We start from the raw sequence: 18,457 nt of genomic DNA on the forward strand, positions 1-18,457 counted from the left end.
AAGTGGAGGGGCAAGAGCCTTTGGTTACTTTGGGCTCTTTCCAAAGTGACTCGCTGTAAGAGCGAAACCCTAAGTGGCCACACCCGCAGCAATGGATATGTCCCCCCCAACCCCACAATAAAACTCACGCCAAAGTCTTGGTCATGACCCCTACAAACAACTCCGACTCAAGAAACGCCTGCAACCACTCCTGCAAGGCGCGATAAGGCGCCTGCACAAACCACTCCCGGTCCACATGAGCAAACTGGCGAACAAACGGTACCTGTGACAGTGGGCCGCACTGCGCTCAGAACGCTTTGAGATACTTCCTAGATTTACTCGCTGGCTCTTTTGTTATGGTCTGGCGCCGGTTTTTTTGCGCAGCATCAGTAGAGGGTCAGGTCTGGCACCCGTGTCGTCAGGCCAAACCATTCAGCCCTGCTGCGCAGCCTCGTCCCTGAAAGGATTGGACGTGATCCGGCTGGACGACGTGAAAGGTTGTCTTTCAGGCCATCAAGGAGCAAATGCACAATGAATGACGCCGTTCGGATGAGGACCATTTGCACAGGCCAGGCAATCACCATGCCGGGCGGTGGTGACGTGCACCTGATCGCGACCCCGCCCAAGCCCTGCGTGACCATCGTCGTACATGGGGTCAACGACCTGGCCGGTTGCTACGAGCGCATCGAGCGCGGCTTGTGTGCGGGGCTGAATGAACGCCTGGACATGCCCTCGGTGCTGCCCAACGGGGTGAGCAGCCCAGGTTTTCTCCGGCCGGCCAGCTACAGCCTGCCTGAGGACGATGATGGCAAGGCGACCAACCCGGATGCGGTGTATTACCGGCGCAAGTTCAGTGCCGCAGATACGCGAAGCGTGGTGATTCCGTTCTATTGGGGGTTTCGCGAAGAAGAGGGGGCAATCAACAAGACCGAGCCCCACGGTGAATGGCTGGACCGCAACAACAACCGCCTGGACAAGGCCGGCACCCTGGAGGGGGGCCATTTCGTCAATGCCACCACCAACCTTCCCGATATGTGGGGCAAGGGTTTCAACGGCAAGCTGTTTGGGTTCATTTCCCTGGACTTCTTTGCCGGTGAGCTGACCCACCCGTTGTTTTCCGCACCCGGCCGGCGCTACATGGTGCTGGCCGCCATGCGTCTGGCGATGTTGATCAGGATCATCCGCAAACGCTACCCGAACGACACGGTGAATGTGGTGGGTCACAGCCAGGGCACGCTGATCAATCTGCTGGCCCATGCCTTTCTCAAGGATGACGAGGTTCAGGTACGCCCGGCCGACGGCGTGGTGATGATCAACTCCCCCTATAGCCTGCGTGAGCCCACCACGGAGAAGTTTCAGGGGTACGGCAGCCAGCAAACCTCAGAGGCGCGCATTGCGACTCTGGAGGGGATCCTCAAATACATCGCCGGAGCGCCCAATCCGTACCCGGCATTGTCGAGCGTCGCCCTGAAAAACTGCCAGGGTGATGGCGCCATTGGCGGGTCGGGCTGGAGCGGCGGGCCTGCGTCGCAAACCACCATCGATGGTAAAAAGATTTCGTTCAACGAGCGCGATAACCGCGGCAGTATCTTTCTGTACTTCACCCCTCAGGACCAGACCGTCGGCCTTGCCAACGTGCAGGGGATCGGCTGGCAGGGCGTTGACGAACACCTGTATGGCAAGCCGGTACGCAGTACCTTGCCACTGAGCTTTCACCAACGGATCTTTACCCTGCGCAAACGCGGCGAGAAAAAAGAGCTGATTGGCCTGCACACGCCACCCTATGTCTATCCATTGCTGTTGAAGGGTGAGGACACCTGGGAAGACACCGGTCTGCCTTGCCTGCAGCGGATGTCCGTGGCCCGCGCCTCCCTTGAACAAGGAAAGTCGGTGATGCTGACCGCGCCGTTGTTGCCGGTGCCTGTTGAAACCAACTTTGACGCCGATGGCACGGTGGTCATGCCGGGAGCGGACTCAAACAGCGGTGTCTATCAGGTCAAGGACACACTGGCGCCCATCGATGCGTCCATCGCGATCAGTAACGGCGCCTGGACCTCCGAAAGCAGGCAATACGCCAAGCTGGATTCGATCGATGAGGCCGTCGCCTTCAAGTACGGACGCGATGTTGCCAGCGTCAAAGAGGCGCTCAATGAAGGCAAGGATACGGCAGAACAGACCCACGTGTTTGTCGCCCGAGCGACAGACAACGGCAAGGTGCTGGTGACCCGTTCAGAAACCCCCTACGAGGCTCGTATGCGCCTGCAAGGGGGAGGCAAAAACGGCGAGCATGAAGAGGCCCTGTCGTTTCACTCGGCGATTCCCAACAACCCTGACCATAGCCGGCGAGTGCTGGCTTATGACGTGGCGATTGGGGCGGGAGAGAGCGTGGATGATGTGACGTTTTATGCGTATTTGTGTCGGGTGGCGGATTGGCGGTTGGATTGGAAAGCGAAAGACAGTGGAGGACGAGGTCAAGCTGATGCTGAACTTGACGTTCCAGATGAGGCTGTGCAGGAACTCTATCGGGAGGAAACATCTGGCAATCGCAACTTAATCAACTCCACAGTAACGTATCGAACGTGTGGCGAATTGCCGGATGCCGTAAAGGACAAAATGCCTTCTCTGGTAGCTACTCAGTCTCTGGCGGGACGCAGAGCGGGCAATCCTGTCCGTTTGGGAGGGCCCGTCTGATGCACCGCATACTTACGTATTGGTCTTTCTCCGGCTTGCTACTGATCAGCCCACTGATTCAGGCCGCCGAAACCTCACTGACATCCATTCGCTGCTTTGCCAGTTCGGCCACGCCCGTGACTGCTTATACCTTGGCCAAGAAGGCTTCCAACATGACCGCTGAAACTCGCTATCGTGCACCCACTACTTCGTCTCGATTGGAAACTCTGGATGTGCTCAGCATTGGCATAAGCCTGGATGTATTTCGGCAGGGGCAGACCTGGCAGGCTTTGCAAGAGCAGAGTGCGAAGCAAGCGGAGTCACTGCATGTCGGCAGTATCTTGCCCATGGACCCGAAGAAGTATCCGGTAACTGCCGATGATAAGGACATGGCCTGGGAAAAGCGTAAGGCGGATGCCCTAGAAATGGGACTGCGAAGTTTTTTAGAGAAATGGCCAATCCCTACTATTACAGTGGTCGGTGGTTGGAAGCCTGAAATACCGAACCTGCGTTTCACTCCAAGTGAGACTCGTGAAATGCTCACCAGCATGGTGAATAGTTACCGTACAGAAGCGGGTTTGCATTGGCACCGGATTCGTAATGTGCAGGATGGCATTGTCTGTAATGACACTCCCGAAGGATTGCTAGAAAACCTATTCCAGCTATTTGAGCGTCATCCGGATCTCCCGGCTGTACTGGTTTACAGCGTTGAAGGCTTCAACATGGCGTTGTCATTGACAACGAAAGGCAATAAGCCAATAGGACTTGGAACCGGCCCTCGACAACCAGGAGAGCTCACCGACTCAATGGTCGCCCTGGTCATCGGCCGTCCCGAGCGCGTCGAATGGCTGCGTTACTACGCACCCTTCACCAAGGTCAACAAGAACAGGATCGATCCCGAGTTCACCGGCTGGGGTTGGCGTAAACCTGCCGTGGAGTTCCAACCTTCAGAGTTCATCCCTCAGCCCTGGACCGAACGTGCCCTTGAGCAATGGGACGCTTTACCGGTGCTGGCCCAGATCCATCGCCCGGTCACCGTTTCCCTGCAGCGCCCTGACACCGGCGAACGCCTAAAGCGCGAAGCCCTGAGTGCGCAACTGGCCGCAGGCTGGAAAAAAGCCAGCGACGGGATTGCCCCAGCACCGGCCCGGTTGTTCTACGACGGTGGTTTGAACAGCGTGCCACTGGCCGAACTGATGCCTGCGCTCACCATGGCCCATAGCGCCCTGGACTTGCTGGACTCGCGTGAAAGCTACGACCTGACTCAACGGCTGGGCGATACCGGTGCTGCCTCGCCGTTCGTGGGCATTGCCTTGGCCACCATGGCCAGTTACCAGAACGCCGACACCAGCGTGGTGATGCCCCTGCGTCGCAAGGACCAGGCAACCATCATCACCATCACCTCACCGACACCCGGTAAAAAACCTCTCGACAACAGGTTCGGCGTCAATCTGATGCCACAAACTGCCAGCACAGACACTAAGCAACCCGCGCCCGCAAGCAATCCGGCAGCCCCTTCTTTGGCGAAATTTGAGAATGACGATTATGCAATCGAAGAGTTTGTGGCCAGCCTGAAACCCAAGGGCGACTGGATGGATGATTTGTAAGCTTCGGCCCCAGCAGGCCATCCAACCGAGCGAGAAATGCCTTGCCCTGGCTCCGGTAATGCGCCATGAGCGCTTCGGGATAGCGCTCGGCGTACTTGTAGCGATTGAGGTGCGCTTTGAATACCTGGTCATTCTCGGCAATCAAGGCCGCCATCTGCGCCTGGTTCCCGGGCCTGCCCGAGTCACTGATTGGCGAACGTGCACAAGGGGCCTCGGCCGCACGCGATCTCGGGCAGGCTGGATAGGCTGCCGTCAGAACTGATAAGTGAAGGCGGTCTGAATGCCGGTCACATCTTTGCCGCCTGGCTGCTGTGCCCAGAACACGCCCGTATGGACGGCGCTGTGTTGGTTCAGGGCATAGCTCACTCCTGTGCCTGCGCCCAGGCGAGCGTTGTGCTGTTTTTCGGCCTGGTAGGTGTATCGCCCCAGATACTCCATCCGGGCTTGAAAGGCGTCACGGTTGTTGCGCAGGTCCTGGGTCAGTTCCAGGTTGGCACTGAGTTCAAGCTGCTGGGTGAGCTTCCTGGCGCCCCGTACACCGACGTTGAGGCTGGTCGTCGTGCGGCCCATTTTCGCGTAGCTGGCCGCAAACACCGCGCCGCTGTTTTCGCGATAAGCCTGGCGGCTGACCTGCGTCTGGCTGAGGCCGAGATACGGCGTCAGGGTCATCGCATTGAGCATCACGCCATAGGCGCCTTCTATGCTGAAGGACTTGCCGCGCAGGCTCGAACGCCCTTGGCCGGCTTCGGTATAAGCCAGTTGTTCGCGTGTGATGTCGACCTTGGAAGACACATAGGCTGCGGCCACACGGCCCTGCCAACCCAGCCCGTGACCTGACTCATCAACGGCCGCGAAGATGGCGACCGCCGGTGCTGCCGACCCTGCCTTGGCGTAGTTGTCCGGCAGTTGCTGATCGAGGTCCTGATCCAGGGTGACGCCCAGGCGCAGATGCTCGGTGGGACGAACCCCCAAGGTCAAACTCATGGTGGTCTGCTTGGCCCCGCTGTTGCGACTGTAGCTTGGGCCAACACCGATACAGAACGAGCCACTGTCGATCTGGCATTGCTGGCTCATCAATCGAGCCAGTTGCGCGCTGCGCAAATCGAGCATCCCCCAGGCCCGATTGGCGTTCTTGGCCATGGCGGTGCGAGTGTTGTCCAGGTCGACAAGGTGGGAGCCTGTGTCGGTGATTTTCCACAGCGCGGCGTGCATGGCACCTTCACCCGTCAGGCTGAGGCCCACGACAACATTGCCGTCAGCGGAGACGCCGGTCGCCGCTGACGTTTCACCGCCTAAGGTGCCCAGGTCGACCATGCCGCTGGCATCGGTGTGCCTGAATGCGTGGGCATAGCCAGTGGCCGTCGCGGCTATACCCACGATGACGGCACCGTCGGCGGAGGCGCCATAAGCAAAGGAATCGCCACCCCAGGACTCCAGGCCGACCATGCCGGCGGTGTCAGTGTGTTTGAACGCCTGCGTAGCGCCTGTGGCGGTCTTGGCCATTCCCACGATAACGTTGCCGTCAGCCGAGATGCCTAGCGCCTGTGAGGTTTGGCCTCCCAGGGTGCCCAGATCGATCATGCCGCCCGCGTCGGTGTGCTTGAAGGCGTGTTGCGTGCCTGTGCTGGCATCGATATCAGCGTGTCCCACGACGATGCTGCCGTCCGCAGACACGGCAGTGGCATGGGAGTAGCCGCTGTTGCCCGCATCCAGGGTGCCCAGATCGATCATGCCGATCGCATCGGTGTGTTTGAACGCACGATAGTCGCCATTGGTTGTAGTCGAATCGCCTACGACAACGGAGCCGTCAGCGGATACGCCCGTGGCCTGTGAGGTAAGTCCTCCCAAGGTGCCCAGGTCGATCATGCCGGTTGCGTCGGTGTGCTTGAAGGCGTGAGCGTTGTTACTGGAGACGCCGGCGAATCCCACGACCACCTTGCCGTCAGCGGATGCGGCCTTGGCATAGGATTGAACGCCACCCAGCGTGCCCAGATTGACCATGCCGGTGGCATCGCTGTATTTGAACGCATATTGATTGCCGTTCGCGAACGCAGTGCCGACGATGAAGTGGCCGTCAGCCGATAAGCCATAGGCTACCGAGCCATCACCGCCCAAAGAACTTAAGTCGATAGTAGTGTCGGCACAGGACTGTGCTGAATAAATCACTCCATAGATCAGTATTAATGCGGCTGTTGCAAAAGGCGATTTCAATGTAATGAACCTGGCAATATAGGAAATGATTACAGCGGCCTGAATAATGGAAGTTTTTTATGGGCGAGCAGGCTACTGCCGAGGTAGAGGCTTGGTTTGCGCAGTAATTAGGCTTTGAGGCCAGTCTGGCTTGGGGGTTGGCCGCTTTGGGCGTGATGGTGTGAATCGAAGTTGTATTGCTTACATGAGGGGAGTAACTAGGCGCGTAAAGTGATTGTCGCGTTGGGTATGAACTTAATGAGTTGGGTTAGTTTAGTTATTAGTTGTGCATGAAGTCTTTAGGAAAATTCTGAAAGCCTGTTGGTTTCGGCAGCTCAACCTATTTGAAACTGCCGATCCGCGCCTCTTATGAAAGTTATTGTTTGGCCATGACCGCCAGAAACAATTCTGATTCGAGCCCCCCCTGCAACCACTCCTGCAAGAAGCGATAAGGCGTCTGCGCAAACCACTCTCGATCTACATGAGCAAACTGGCGAACAAACGGCAGCAGCGCCATGTCCGCCAGGCTCGGATGCTCCGCCAGCAGATAGCGTTGCTCTTGCAGCAGGCTATCCAACTGCGCCAGAAACACCTCGCCCCGGGCCCGGTAGTGCTCCATGGGCGCTTCGGGATAACGCTCGGCGTACTTGTAGCGATTGAGGTGCACCTTGAACACTTGATCGTTCTCGGCAATCAAGGCCGCCATCTGCCTCTGGGCCTCGGGGGCGCCCATGAGCCGCCAGTTGTCCGGATCATGCTGGTCCAGGGCCCAGTGCATGATCTCCAGGCTTTCATCGATTACCCGATCCTCCACCGCCAGCACCGGCACCGTGCCCTTGGCCGACAGCGCGAGCATCTCGGCCGGCTTGGCCTTGAGGCTGACCTCGACAATCCGCAATTGCACCCCGGCATAGCGCAACGCCAGCCGCGCGCGCATGGCGTAGGGGCAGCGGCGGAAGGAGTAGAGGGTCGCCCCGGGCGTTGGCAGGTTGCTCATTTCACCTCCAGGGTGCTCAGGCCATTGCCCTGGCGGCTGACCTTGATCTGCACCGGAATCCGTTCGTGCATCTCCTGCACGTGGGAAATCACCGCCACTTTGCGCCCCTGGGCCTGCAGGCCGTCGAGGGCGTCCATGGCCAGTTGCAGGGACTCGGGGTCGAGGCTGCCGAAGCCTTCGTCGATGAACAGCGATTCGATCTTCAGGGTGCTGGAGGCCATGGACGCCAGCCCCAGGGCCAGGGCCAGGGACACCAGGAAGGTCTCGCCGCCGGACAGCGAGTGCACCGAGCGCAGCTCGTCGCCCATCTCGGTGTCCAGCACCAGCAGGCCGAGCATGCTGCCGCCGCGCTTGAGGCGGTAGCGCCGCACCAGTTGGCGCAGTTGGGCGTTGGCGTGGTGCACCAGCAGGTCGAGGTTGTAGGCCTGGGCGATCTTGCGGAAGGTGTCGCCGGTGGCCGAGCCGATCAGGGCATTCAGACGGGCCCAGCGCTGCCACTCGTTGTAGGCCTCGCTGATCCGCTGGCCCAGGGCCTGGTTGGCGTCCTGGCGGCGCTGGTCGTCGGCCTGTTGCGCCCGCAGTTCCGCCACTTGCTGTTCGCTTGCGAGGGCTTGTTGTTGCAGCGCTTCAAGGGCCTGGAGCAGTTGTCCGGCCTCCAGGTTGCCGTTGTGCTGGGCCTGGTGCTGTTCCAGGCGTTGCTGGCGCTCCTGGAGCAGGACCTTGGCTTGTTCGATGGCCTTGTCGTTGGCCTGCAGGCGCTGGCGCAGCTGCGCAACGTCGGTGTCATCCAGTTCCAGCAACTGTTGCAGCCCGGCGTCATCCAGTTCCGGGTGCTGGGCGCGCCATTGTTCGATGCTGCCGAGCAGTTGCTGCTGTTCGCTTTCCAGGGTCTGCAGACGCTCTTGTCGGGCCTTGAGCTCGGCGCTCAGTTGGATCAGTTGCTGCTGCAGCTCTTGCTGGTCCTGCTGGGCCTTGGCCTGGGCGGTGCGGGCCTGTTCCACGGCTTGATCGAGCTGTTGCTGCCAGAGTTCGGCGCTAGGGTGCGATCCCAGCAGGGCGGCCAGCCTGTCCTGGCAGGCCTGCTGCTGTTGGCTCAGGGCGTCGAGCTGCTGCTGAGCGTCGCTCAGTTGCTGCTGGCGGGTCAGTTGGCGGTCCTGTTCCTTCTCCAGCAGCAGTTGGCGCTGCTGTTGCTCTTCGGTTTCGTCCTGACGTTCGCGCAGCTGTTCGATGCGTTGCAGGACCTGCTGGTCCAGCTGCATGAAGGTGCTGGCCGGGTCGCGGCGCAGGCCTTCGAGCACCTCGGCCGGCAGCAGGTTGTTGAAGCTGGCCAGTTCTTCTTCGAGACGCTGTTGGTCGGCGGCCAATTGCTCCTGCTGTTTGTGCAGATGCTGGGCAGCCTGCTGGCTGGCTTCGAGTGCTTGCTGCAACTGTTGCTGCAGGCGTGTAGCGTCTTTTTGCAGGGTCAGCAAGGCATCCAGGCGGCCTTCATCCTGGGTGATGCTCTGCTGCAACTGCTCCAGTTGCTGGCGTAGCCAGGCATCGCGTCGAGCCGGGTCCTGGTCCAGCAGGCTGGCACTCTGCGGATGCGCTTGCAGGCTAGGGGCCAGAGCCTGTTGCTGGCTGGCCAGTTGTTCCTGTTGCTGGAGGAATTCCTTCTGTTGGACGATCAGGCCCTGGACCTGGGCCCGCAGTTCGTTGAGCTGTTCCTTGAGGCTGTCCACCGCCTGGCGGGCGTTGGCTTCTTCGCTTTCGTCATGGCGTCCCAGGCTTTGCAGCAGGGCTTCGGGCTGGTGATAGGGGTGCTCGACGCTGCCGCACACCGGGCAGGGCTGATCGTCCTGTAACTGCCCGCGCAGCTCCTCGACACTGGCACTGCGGGCCAGCCGCTGGCGTTCCAGCAAGGCCTGGGTGACGCTCAGGGTCTGCTCGGCGACGCTCAGTTCGGCCTTGGCTTGCAGGCCGGCCTTGTTCAGTGCTTCGCGCTGGACGGCCACGGCCTGTTGCTTGTCTTGCAGTGCCTGGCCGCGCTGGTCCAGTTCCTGTTGCTGGGCCCAGAGTCGTGCCAGCTCTTCGGTGGCCCGTTGTTGCTTGCGGTTGTCCTTGAGCAGGCCGTCCAGCAGTTGGATCTGCTCGGCTACGGCCTGGGGCTCGGCACCGGCTTCGCTGTAGAGCAATTCAAGGTGGCTGCGTTGTTCGGCCAGTTGCTGAGCCGCGGCGCCGGCCCGCTGTTCCAGGGCCGGCAGTTCGGCCTGGCCCTGGTTCAGGCGGTTACCGATCAGCATCAGTTGCTGCAGGCGTTCGCGGTAGAGCGTCCAGGCTTCGCTCAATGGGGCGAGGGCGGCGCTGTGCGCCAACTGCCCGGCAATCCGCTCCAGGCGCTCACCCACCAGACGCTGCTTCTCCAACAGTTGCTGGATGCTTTGCTGGCCTTCGGCGCTGGCGCTTTGCGCACGGTCACGGGTTTCGCCGGCGTCGTTCAGGCTCTGGCCAAGACGACTCAGGTTGCCCTGTTCGGCAAAGGCTTCGCGCAGCAGCGGGACGCTGTCGCTGTGCTGACTCTGGGCCTGGGTCAGGGCGCTGCCGGCGTCGAGCACTTGCTGTTGCTGCTGTTGGTGACGTTGTTGCAGCTCAACCTGTTGCGCGGCCTGCTGCTCGATCTGTTGGCGCAGGGGCTCCAGGGCTTGGTGCAGCTCGATCTGGCGCAGGAACTGGTGACGCTGCGGCGCCAACTGCTCCAGCCGTTGCAGACGCAGGCGCTCCGGGGCCAGGGTCAGGGCTTGCTGCTCGGCTTGTTGCAACTGCTCGGCGGCTTCTTGCTGCGCCTCCTGCCACTGGCGCAATTCCTTGAGCCAGCTGTGCTGGGCTTCCAGCTGCTTGAGCTGGGCTTGCTGGGTCTTGAGCTGTTGCTGGGCGTCGTTGAAGCGTTGATCCAGTTCGACCCGGGCCTCGGGCTCCAGGGGCACGATACCGCTGGCCTGGGCCTCGAGCGCCTTGTGGGCCTCTTTGGCCTCATTGCTCTTGCTGTAGGCGCGGCGCCCCAGCTGGCTGTAGATCGCGGTGTTGGTGAGCTTTTCCAGGAGCTCGCTGCGCTCTTTGTCGTCGGCCTTGAGGAAGGCGCTGAACTCGCTTTGGGCCAGCATCACGGCCCGGGTGAACTGCTCGAAATTCAGCCCCAGCCGGGCTTCGATCAGCTGCTTGTATTCGCTCTTGCTCTGGTTGCTCAGCAGTTGTTCGCTGTCCAGGTCGGTGAGGTTCTGCCGGCTGGCTTGCAGCTTGCCGTTGGCCTTGTCGCGGGCGCGGTTGGCTTCCCAGCGGGCGCGGTAGCGGCGTCCGTCGATGCCGACAAAGTCCACCTCGGCATAACCGCTGCCGGTGCCCCGGCGCAGCAGGGTGCGCGGGTCGCTGGTGAGAATCTCGCTGTCGACTTCCGGGACCTTGGTCTCGCGGCCGATATTGTTCAGCCGTGGCACCGCGCCGAACAACGCCAGGCACAGGGCGTCCAGCAGGGTGCTCTTGCCGGCGCCGGTGGGCCCGGTAATGGCGAACAGCCCGGCGCTGGCCAGGGGCTCGGCGGTGAAATCGATCTCGAACGGGCCGGCCAGGGAGGCCAGGTTCTTCAGGCGGATGGCCAGGATCTTCATGGCTGTTCACCTTCTTGCTGAACGTCCTGCAACAGCAGGGCGAAATCCTTGAGGGTGGCTTCGTCCACCTCGTTGGCGTAGGCATCGCGCCAGGCCCGGCGGAACAGTTCTTCGGGGCTCAGTTGATCCAGTTCGATCAGCTCGGCGCCACTGTCTTCACCGTCGCGACCGCCATTGCCGGCGTATTCGGCGGCAATCCGTACCAAGCGCACGGCCTTGCCTTGCAGGGCGCTTTCCACTTGCTGGCGCAGGTCCGGTTGCGGCTCGTCCAGGCGCACCCGCACTTCCAGCCAGGGCTGGCGCTGTTCTTCGGCCAGCAGGTCGATGTCCGGCAACTCGCCGAGCTGGGCCAGGATGTCCCCCAGGGGGGCCGGGCCCAGGCGTTGCAGGTTGACCGCCCGGGGAATCAGCCGCGGTTCGACGCTGACCAGGGTCTCGCCGTCCAGGCGCACGTCGAGGATCTGGTGCTGGTAGCCGATCTCGGAAAACGACAGGGGAATCGGCGAGCCGCTGTAGCGGATGCGCTCCTCGCCATTGACCTTCTGCGGCTTGTGCAGGTGCCCCAGGGCCACGTAGCTGACGTCCGCACCGAACAGGCTGGCGGGCAGGGCCTCGGCATTGCCGATGATCAGGCTGCGCTCGGAGTCTTCGGACACCGAGCCACCGGCCATGTGCGCATGGCTCACGGCGATCAGGGCCTGCCCCGGCAGGCGCTTGGCATTGGCCGCGGCGATCAGCCATTCATGGACCTGGGCGATGCCTTTGAGGTAGTCGTCTCCCAGGTGCGGGCCGGTGACTTCCGCCGGGCGCAGAAAGGGCAAGGCCAGGCACCAGCCGGCAATCGTTCCGCTGGCGTCGGGCAAGGGCAGCAGCAGGCGTTCGGCATCCAGTTGGCCGTCATCCAGCCACAGCACCCGGCCCAGGGCGTGGGTGCGCAGGCGGCGCATCAAGGGGGCGGGCAGTTCGATACGCGAACCGGAATCGTGGTTGCCAGCGATCATCACGATGGTCAGGGCCGGCTGCTGTTCGTGGGCGCTGACGATGAAGTCGTAGAGGCGTTCCTGGGCTTTGACCGGCGGGTTGACGGTATCGAAGATATCGCCGGCGATCAGCAGGACGTCCGGTTGCTCGTGCTTGAGCTGGCGCAGCAGCCACTCCAGAAAGCAGGCATGTTCGAAGTCGCGTTCCTGGCCGTGGAGGTTCTGGCCCAGGTGCCAGTCGGAGGTGTGAAACAGACGCAAGGCAAGCTCCGCATGAAAAAGGCTGGCCGCACAGAAAATGACCGCGGCGAAAGGGTCGAGAGTTTACTGGCAAACGCGTGTTTATGCCCGACGCTGCGGCAAATGCAGGCGCGATTGGCCCCGCGAGGCGCTACGGGGGGCGGTTGCTGTAGGAGCTGGCTTGCCAGCGAAGGGGCCCGCCCAGGCGCTGCATGACTTACGGGCCTCTTCGCCGGCAAGCCGGCTCCTACGCGGAGGGGACTGCGCGGCAGCGGGTTATTTGGGATACAGCGGCGGCAGGCTGGTGGTGTCCGCGACCGGGTCCTGGACCCGGTCGTTGATGGGGATGGCGCGGATCGCTCGCCATAGCTCTTCACCTTGCCAATATTGGCCGGTCTCGCTGTAGAGGGCGCCATTGAGGCCGTCCAGGGCGTCGGACAGGGGGATGAAACGCGCGGCCATGTCGGCCAGGGTTTCCGGCTGCTGGCGCGCCCAGGCGTCCAGGGCCTGGCGAGTGGCCTGGGGGTCGTTGGCCTGGCAGGCACGCTTGAGGTCGTCCAGCAGCGAACGTGGGCTGGGCCCGGTCTGGGCCGCGCGCAGCACCGCCGGTTGCCAGCGGGCGCGCCACCACAGGCCGAAGCCCAGCAGGGTGGTGCAGGCCAGCAGCAAGGTGCTCAGTTGCCACAGCCACAGGTTGCCGCTGTCGACGCTGATCGGCGCGTTGCCCGCCGGGGTGTCCACCACCAGGCTCGGGTTGTTCGCCACTTGCAGGGTCCGCGCCGGCAGGCCGGTCTGCTCCAGGCGGTCTTCCTGGGTGTTCCACCAAGTGATCTCGAGGGCCGGCAGTTCGACCTCGCCGGTGCGGGTCGGCACCAGGGCCTGGCGGTCTTCGCGAATCCCCAGCAGGCCGTGCTCGACGTGCTGGTTGCTCAGTTGCGGCTGGTCCGGGTAGCTGCGCAGACCGTTGATCTCGGCCTGGGGCAGCGGTGGCAATTGGGCGCTGGACAAGCCCTCGGCACGCAGGGTCAGGCTACGGGTCAGGGAATCGCCCACCTGCGGGTGATCGGGCTCCGGGTTCCAGCTTTCACTCAGGCTCAGGCTGCGGGCCGGCAGCCAGGGGGCATCGGCGGGGTAGGTGGCAGGCTTGGCCAGCACCTGCAGGGTCATTTCGGCGGAGCTGACGTGGATCAGCTTGCCGGGCTTGGGGGCCTGGGACGTGGGCTCTGTGCCGGTGCCCGGGTTGGCTGGGGTGGCGGTGAAGGTCAGCGCCGGAATCTGCAGTACGCCGCTGCGCTGGGGATAGACGGCGTAGCGCATCTCGATCACCCCATGGCGCACGCCATTGATGAGTTTTTCGTAGGTGCGTGGCTCCCCCAGTTGCTCGATCCGGGCGTCGCTCAGTTGCAACGGGCTCAGGCTGCTGTCGTCGAACAGCGGCACCGAATGGTAGATGTGCAGGGTCAGCAGGGCCTGGGCCTGGACATAGACCTTGGGCTGGTCCAGTTCAGCGTCGATGAACACCGGTTCCAGGCGGGCGTCCTGATCCTGGACCGGGCTGGCGTTGACCTGCAGGGTCAGCGCCTGGCTCTGCAGGTCGCCCAGTTGCAGCGGGGCGATCTCCAGGGTGCCGGTCAGGCGCGGCAGCAAGGTGACGATCCAGCGGGTGCTGGCGTGGCTGTCGCCGAGGCTGTTGAGCTGGTTGACCTGGCGCGTGCCGCGCACTTCGAACTGACTGTCCAGGGGCGTCAGGTCGGGCTTGCCGAACTGGGTGACATCGGTGGACTCCAGAGTCAGCTCGACGGTTTCCCCGGAGTTCACCTGGCTGCGGTCCAGGCTGGCGAGCAGCCCGGCAGCCTGGGACTGCGAGGTCCAGAGCGCGAGGGCAAGCAGAAGGGCGGTGCAGCGGGTCATCGAATTTTTCCCTGATCCTGATGTTGTTGCTGTTCGTACCAGAATTTACGCCTCAGCAGTTCTCCCGGATCGTCCGGGATCTTGCGCAGCCATTGCTCCAGCGCCTGCTGGTGTTCAGCGTCCAGGCTGTCCTGTGCCGGACGCAAGGGCGTGGTGGTGTGCTGGTCGTCCAGCTCACTGCCGGGCACCTCACTGTGGCCATTGCTCTGTGGGGCGGGCGCTGTGGCCTCGCCCTCGTTGGCCGGTGGCTGCCCGGGGTTGTCCGGGGTTTCGCTACCGGTGGCCGGCTGGGTGGCCGCTCCGCTGGGTCCGGGGTTGTTGCTGGCGTCGCTGTCGGGGTTTTCCGGCTTCTGTGGCGGCGTTGGCGGGGTGGCTTGCTGCTGTTGCAACAGGCTTTCCACCAGGACCTTGTTCTGGAGTGCCGGCTGCAGGTCCGGCTGGCGTTCCAGGGCCTGTTCATAGGCGTCGATGGCAGCTTCCAGCTCACCACTGCGCGCCAGGGCATTACCGCGATTGTAGTGGGCGCGGGCGTCGTTGCCTTCGGCAAAGCGCTCGGCGGCGGCATTGTAGTTGCCAGCCTCGTACAGGGCCACGCCTTGCCACTGCGGGTCCTGGAAGTGCCGTGCGGCTTCTGCCGGGCGCTGCTGTTCCAGCAGGCGCCGGCCTTGCTGGTCGGGGCGCAGCCACAAGTCGTTGAAGTCGAAGGCGTAGCTGGGCTGTGGCAGCCCGAACAACAGCAGCGGCAGGCAGAACAACCAGCCCCGGCGTCCGGCGCAGGCCGCCAGCAGCAACAGGGGCAGCAACAGCCAATAGCCCTGGTCGGCCCAGGTGTCCAGGCGCAGGGTCTGGCCGTCGCTGCGCACGCCTTGAGGCCCCCCCGCGAGGCCCAGGGCCTTGAGGTCGCTGTCGTCCAGGCGGGCCTGACGGTAGCGGCCGCCCACCTCGCCGATGAACTGCTTGAGGTCCGGGCTGTCCAGGCGCGACACCAGGATCGCCCCCAGGTCGTCCTTGAGATAGCTGCCGTCTTCCAGGGCCACCGGGGCACCGTCGCGGCTGCCGATGCCGAGCATCAGCAATTGCGGTGTTTCACCGTCAAGCGCCTGGCGGATGCCCTGGCGCTCCTGTTCGCTGAGGGAGGAGGCCATCAGCAGCACCCGGCCCTGGCCCAGAGCGCCCTGGTCCAGCAGCTTGAGAGCCTTGAGCAGGGCCAGGTCGGCGCGCTGGCCGGCCTGGGGCATGATCGATGGCTTGAGGGCGTCCAGCAGGTTGCGGCTGGTGGCCAGGTCGTCGGACAGCGGCACCAGGGTGTGGGCGCTGCCGGCGTAGACCACGATCGCGGTCTGGGCGTCGCTGCGCAATTGCAGCAGGTCCAGTAGTTTGTGCCGGGCCTGTTCCAGGCGATTGGGCGGCACATCGTTGGCCAGCATTTGCGGGGTCAGCTCCAGCAGCACCACCAGCGGGTCGGCGGGTTTCTGGCTGGTTTGCTCCACCCGCTGCCAGCTCGGGCCGAGCAGGGCCAGCACTGCCAGCAGCCAGGCCAGGCCCAGGGCGACCCAGGGCAGTTTGCTCTCGCGGCCATTGCCGCCACTGAGCAGGGCGGCATGAAAGGCCGGCGGCAGGATCATCTGCCAGCGCCCGGCGCGCTTCTGCCGGTGCCAGAGTTTCCATAGCAGCAGGGCCAGCAGTGGCAGCACCAGCAACCACCCGGGACGGAACCAATGGGGCCAGAGGCTGATCATCGACGCCTCCGCAGACGCAGGCGCTTGAGGCGCTGGCGCCAATCATGGGTCGGCTGCAGAAAGTGTGACTGGGTGAAGAAGCGTTGCAGCGGGTTGTGCGGCCAGCGCTCGCGCAGCACCAGCAACACGCTGAGCAGCAGCGCCGTGGCCAGGGGCCAGTGGTAGAGGGCCTGGGCCGGGCGGGCCTGGGTCGGTTGCTGGGCCACCGGCTCCAGTTGGTCGAGGGTTTCCTTGATGGCTTGCAGCTCCTGGCCATCACGGGCACGGAAGTAGCGCCCGCCGGTGACTTCGGCCAGTTCCTTGAGGGCCGGCTCGTCCAGGTCCAGGCTCGGGTTGAGCCCCAGCACGCCGAGGGTCGCGCTCTGGTCCGGGTCGGCACCGATGCCGATGGGATAGATTTTCACCCCTTCCTCGGCGGCCAGGCGCGCGGCGGTAATGGGCGGGATTTCGCCGCCATTGTTGGCGCCGTCGGTGACCAGGATCAGCACCCGGCTTTGCGCCGGGCGCTGGCGCAGGCGCTTGAGGGCCAGACCGATGGCATCGCCAATGGCGGTGTTCTTGCCGGCGATGCCGATCTTCGCTTCGTCGAGCCAGACCCGCACCGTGTGCCGGTCGAAGGTCAGGGGCGCTTGCAGGTAGGCTTTGCTGCCGAACAGGATCAGGCCGACCCGGTCGCCTTCGCGGTGTTCGAGAAAGTCCCCCAGCAGGTGCTTGACCAGGCTCAGGCGACTGACGTCTTCGTCCTGCCATTGCATGTCGGGAAAGTCCATGGAACCGGAGACGTCCACCGCCACCAGCAGGTCGCGGCCGCTGGCAGCCACCGGCAGCGGCTCCCCCAGCCATTGCGGACGGGCAGCGGCCAACAGCAGCAGGACCCAGAGCAGGATGAACCGTGCCTGCTGGCGCCAGGCCGGCAGGTGGGCGCGGGCCCGGCGCTTGGACAGGCCTTCCAGGTCACTGAGGAAACTCACCTTCAGCGCCGGCTCGCCGCTGTCGGCCACCGGTAGCACCAGGCGCAGCAGCCAGGGCATCGGCAGCAGGGCAAAGATCCACGGCCAGGCGAACTCAAACATGTTTGCGAATCCAGGTGTCCACCGCCTGGGTCAGGCCGGCGATGGCTTTGTCATCGAGCTTGCACTCGGGCTTGTAGGCGCCTTCCACCAGCACCATCCAGCGGGTCAGGCCGGCGGCGGGGCAGCGGTTGTCGAGAAACGCCAGCCACTTGCGGCCATTGAGGGTGTGGCTCTGGCTGTAGGGATAGTGGTTGCGGCACAGACGCTTGAGCAGGGCGTTGAGGGCCTGCAGCCAGGCTCCCGCCGGGGCACCGTCATAGGGCTTGGGCAACAGCGCCAGTTCTGCCAGGGCCGCCAGGCGCACCGGGTCCAGGGGTTGTTCGCTGCGTGTGCGCACGGCCTTGCGCGGCCACAGATGACGCCAGCGCCAGATAGCGAACCCGAGCACCGGCAGCAGCAGCGCCAGCAACCACCAGCCTGGTGCTGGCGGCCACAGGCTCACCTGCGCAGGCAGCAGCAGCGGTTGCAGTTGTTCCAGGCTGCTCATCGGCCGGCTCCCGGACGCTGCGGATTGAGGTATTCGCGCAACTGCTCGACCATCTCGCTCTGGGTGCTCAGGGGCATCAGCAGCACCCGCAGCTTTTGCGCCAGACGCTCCCAGCGGGCAATCCGCGCCTCGCTCATGGCCCGGTAGGCCTGGCGCAGCTCGTAGTTCAGGGTGTCGAGTTCCAACTGGGCGCCGCGCTCGGCAAAACGCAACAGGCCGGCGGCGGGCAGGGCATGGTCCAGAGGATCGGACAGGGGCATCAGCAACAGGTCGCAATGCCGCGACAACAGGCTCAGTTGCTGCTCGGCAGCGTCGCTCAGGGCGCGCTCGTCGCAGATCACGATCACCAGGCTGCCGGGACGCAGCACTTCACGGCCGCGCAGCAGCGCGGTGCCCAGGGCATCACGCTGGGGCTGGGCGTCGCTGTGCAGCGACTGGTTGACCCGCACTAGGCGGTTGAGCAGTTGCAACAGGCTTTGCTTGCTGCGCCGCGGTTTGATTTCGTAGTGCTCGTCGTCGCCGTAGACCAGGCCGCCGACCCGGTCGTTGTGGCCCAGTGCGGCCCAGCCGATCAGGCTCGCGGCCTGGGCCGCGAGTACCGACTTGAACATCAGCCCGGAGCCGAAGAACAGCTGGCGGCTCTGCTCGACCATGATGAAGATCGGCCGTTCGCGCTCCTCGTGGAACAGCTTGGTGTGGGGCTCCTGGGTACGGGCGGTGACCCGCCAGTCGATGGTGCGCACGTCGTCGCCGGCCTGGTAGACCCGCACCTGATCGAAGTCCACACCGCGTCCGCGCAACTTGGAGTGGTGCAGGCCGATCAGCGGGCTGCGCTGGCTGGGGGTGGAGAACAGCTGCACCTCGCGCACGCGATGGCGCATCTCGATCAGCTCGCCGAGGGTGATGCGAATGCCGGGTTCGGCGATGGCTTGAGTCATGGAGA

The 18,457-nt window shown here is 63.6% G+C and carries 11 protein-coding genes and 2 pseudogenes; 2 read left to right on the forward strand and 11 right to left on the reverse strand.

Annotated features, from left to right (window positions below; genetic code table 11):
* Positions 1-124: 124 nt before the first annotated feature.
* A pseudogene (locus FW796_RS31320) lies at positions 125-271 on the reverse strand (glutathione S-transferase); the annotation flags it as partial.
* A 239-nt stretch (positions 272-510) separates the two neighbouring features.
* Here FW796_RS31320 and FW796_RS31325 point away from each other — a divergent pair.
* The gene (locus FW796_RS31325; protein WP_446440661.1) at positions 511-2,670 is read left to right on the forward strand and encodes a T6SS effector phospholipase Tle3 domain-containing protein; all 2,160 of its coding nucleotides are present in this window, start codon (positions 511-513) and stop codon (positions 2,668-2,670) included.
* Positions 2,670-4,256 (forward strand): type VI lipase adapter Tla3 domain-containing protein, encoded by a 1,587-nt coding sequence (locus FW796_RS31330; protein ID WP_446440662.1) that lies wholly within the window; start codon positions 2,670-2,672, stop codon positions 4,254-4,256. Before FW796_RS31325 ends, FW796_RS31330 begins: the two co-directional genes overlap by 1 nt.
* Here the strand turns inward: FW796_RS31330 and FW796_RS31335 are convergent.
* From FW796_RS31335 to FW796_RS31380, 10 genes and pseudogenes are all read right to left on the reverse strand, one after another.
* A pseudogene (locus tag FW796_RS31335) lies at positions 4,240-4,428 on the reverse strand (glutathione S-transferase); the annotation flags it as partial. The gene FW796_RS31330 and the pseudogene FW796_RS31335 sit on opposite strands and share 17 nt — an antisense overlap.
* An 80-nt stretch (positions 4,429-4,508) precedes the next feature.
* Complete coding sequence (locus tag FW796_RS31340) at positions 4,509-6,467, reverse strand: HAF repeat-containing protein (protein WP_446440663.1); 1,959 nt, start codon at positions 6,465-6,467, stop codon at positions 4,509-4,511.
* A gap of 355 nt (positions 6,468-6,822) precedes the next feature.
* Positions 6,823-7,443, reverse strand: a complete 621-nt coding sequence (locus FW796_RS31345; protein ID WP_446440664.1) for a glutathione S-transferase — start codon at positions 7,441-7,443, stop codon at positions 6,823-6,825.
* Positions 7,440-11,084, reverse strand: coding sequence for an AAA family ATPase (locus FW796_RS31350; RefSeq protein WP_446440665.1), 3,645 nt, complete (start codon positions 11,082-11,084; stop codon positions 7,440-7,442). The genes FW796_RS31345 and FW796_RS31350 overlap by 4 nt, the downstream gene beginning before the upstream one ends.
* Positions 11,081-12,325 carry an exonuclease SbcCD subunit D C-terminal domain-containing protein gene (locus tag FW796_RS31355; protein ID WP_346636339.1) on the reverse strand — a complete coding sequence of 415 codons (1,245 nt, stop codon included), beginning with the start codon at positions 12,323-12,325 and terminating at the stop codon, positions 11,081-11,083. The genes FW796_RS31350 and FW796_RS31355 overlap by 4 nt, the downstream gene beginning before the upstream one ends.
* A gap of 255 nt (positions 12,326-12,580) precedes the next feature.
* The gene (locus FW796_RS31360) at positions 12,581-14,215 is read right to left on the reverse strand and encodes a BatD family protein (RefSeq protein ID WP_346636338.1); all 1,635 of its coding nucleotides are present in this window, start codon (positions 14,213-14,215) and stop codon (positions 12,581-12,583) included.
* Positions 14,212-15,954, reverse strand: a complete 1,743-nt coding sequence (locus FW796_RS31365; RefSeq protein ID WP_446440666.1) for a VWA domain-containing protein — start codon at positions 15,952-15,954, stop codon at positions 14,212-14,214. Before FW796_RS31365 ends, FW796_RS31360 begins: the two co-directional genes overlap by 4 nt.
* The gene (locus FW796_RS31370) at positions 15,951-17,027 is read right to left on the reverse strand and encodes a vWA domain-containing protein (RefSeq protein WP_446440667.1); all 1,077 of its coding nucleotides are present in this window, start codon (positions 17,025-17,027) and stop codon (positions 15,951-15,953) included. The genes FW796_RS31365 and FW796_RS31370 overlap by 4 nt, the downstream gene beginning before the upstream one ends.
* A complete protein-coding gene (locus tag FW796_RS31375; RefSeq protein ID WP_346636335.1) occupies positions 17,020-17,514 on the reverse strand; it encodes a DUF4381 domain-containing protein in 495 nt (164 codons plus the stop codon). Before FW796_RS31375 ends, FW796_RS31370 begins: the two co-directional genes overlap by 8 nt.
* Complete coding sequence (locus FW796_RS31380; protein ID WP_346636334.1) at positions 17,511-18,452, reverse strand: DUF58 domain-containing protein; 942 nt, start codon at positions 18,450-18,452, stop codon at positions 17,511-17,513. Before FW796_RS31380 ends, FW796_RS31375 begins: the two co-directional genes overlap by 4 nt.
* Positions 18,453-18,457 lie beyond the last annotated feature (5 nt).

It is taken from the genome of Pseudomonas sp. 910_21 (assembly GCF_052850735.1).

What these genes read in the sequence shown, in the direction of transcription:
- FW796_RS31345 (WP_446440664.1), bottom strand. Translation starts at nt 7,443, where the DNA reads ATGAGCAACCTGCCAACGCCCGGGGCGACCCTCTACTCCTTCCGCCGC.
- FW796_RS31350 (WP_446440665.1), bottom strand. Translation starts at nt 11,084, where the DNA reads ATGAAGATCCTGGCCATCCGCCTGAAGAACCTGGCCTCCCTGGCCGGC.
- FW796_RS31325 (WP_446440661.1), top strand. Translation starts at nt 511, where the DNA reads ATGAATGACGCCGTTCGGATGAGGACCATTTGCACAGGCCAGGCAATC.
- FW796_RS31375 (WP_346636335.1), bottom strand. Translation starts at nt 17,514, where the DNA reads ATGAGCAGCCTGGAACAACTGCAACCGCTGCTGCTGCCTGCGCAGGTG.
- FW796_RS31330 (WP_446440662.1), top strand. Translation starts at nt 2,670, where the DNA reads ATGCACCGCATACTTACGTATTGGTCTTTCTCCGGCTTGCTACTGATC.
- FW796_RS31370 (WP_446440667.1), bottom strand. Translation starts at nt 17,027, where the DNA reads ATGTTTGAGTTCGCCTGGCCGTGGATCTTTGCCCTGCTGCCGATGCCC.
- FW796_RS31360 (WP_346636338.1), bottom strand. Translation starts at nt 14,215, where the DNA reads ATGACCCGCTGCACCGCCCTTCTGCTTGCCCTCGCGCTCTGGACCTCG.
- FW796_RS31365 (WP_446440666.1), bottom strand. Translation starts at nt 15,954, where the DNA reads ATGATCAGCCTCTGGCCCCATTGGTTCCGTCCCGGGTGGTTGCTGGTG.
- FW796_RS31380 (WP_346636334.1), bottom strand. Translation starts at nt 18,452, where the DNA reads ATGACTCAAGCCATCGCCGAACCCGGCATTCGCATCACCCTCGGCGAG.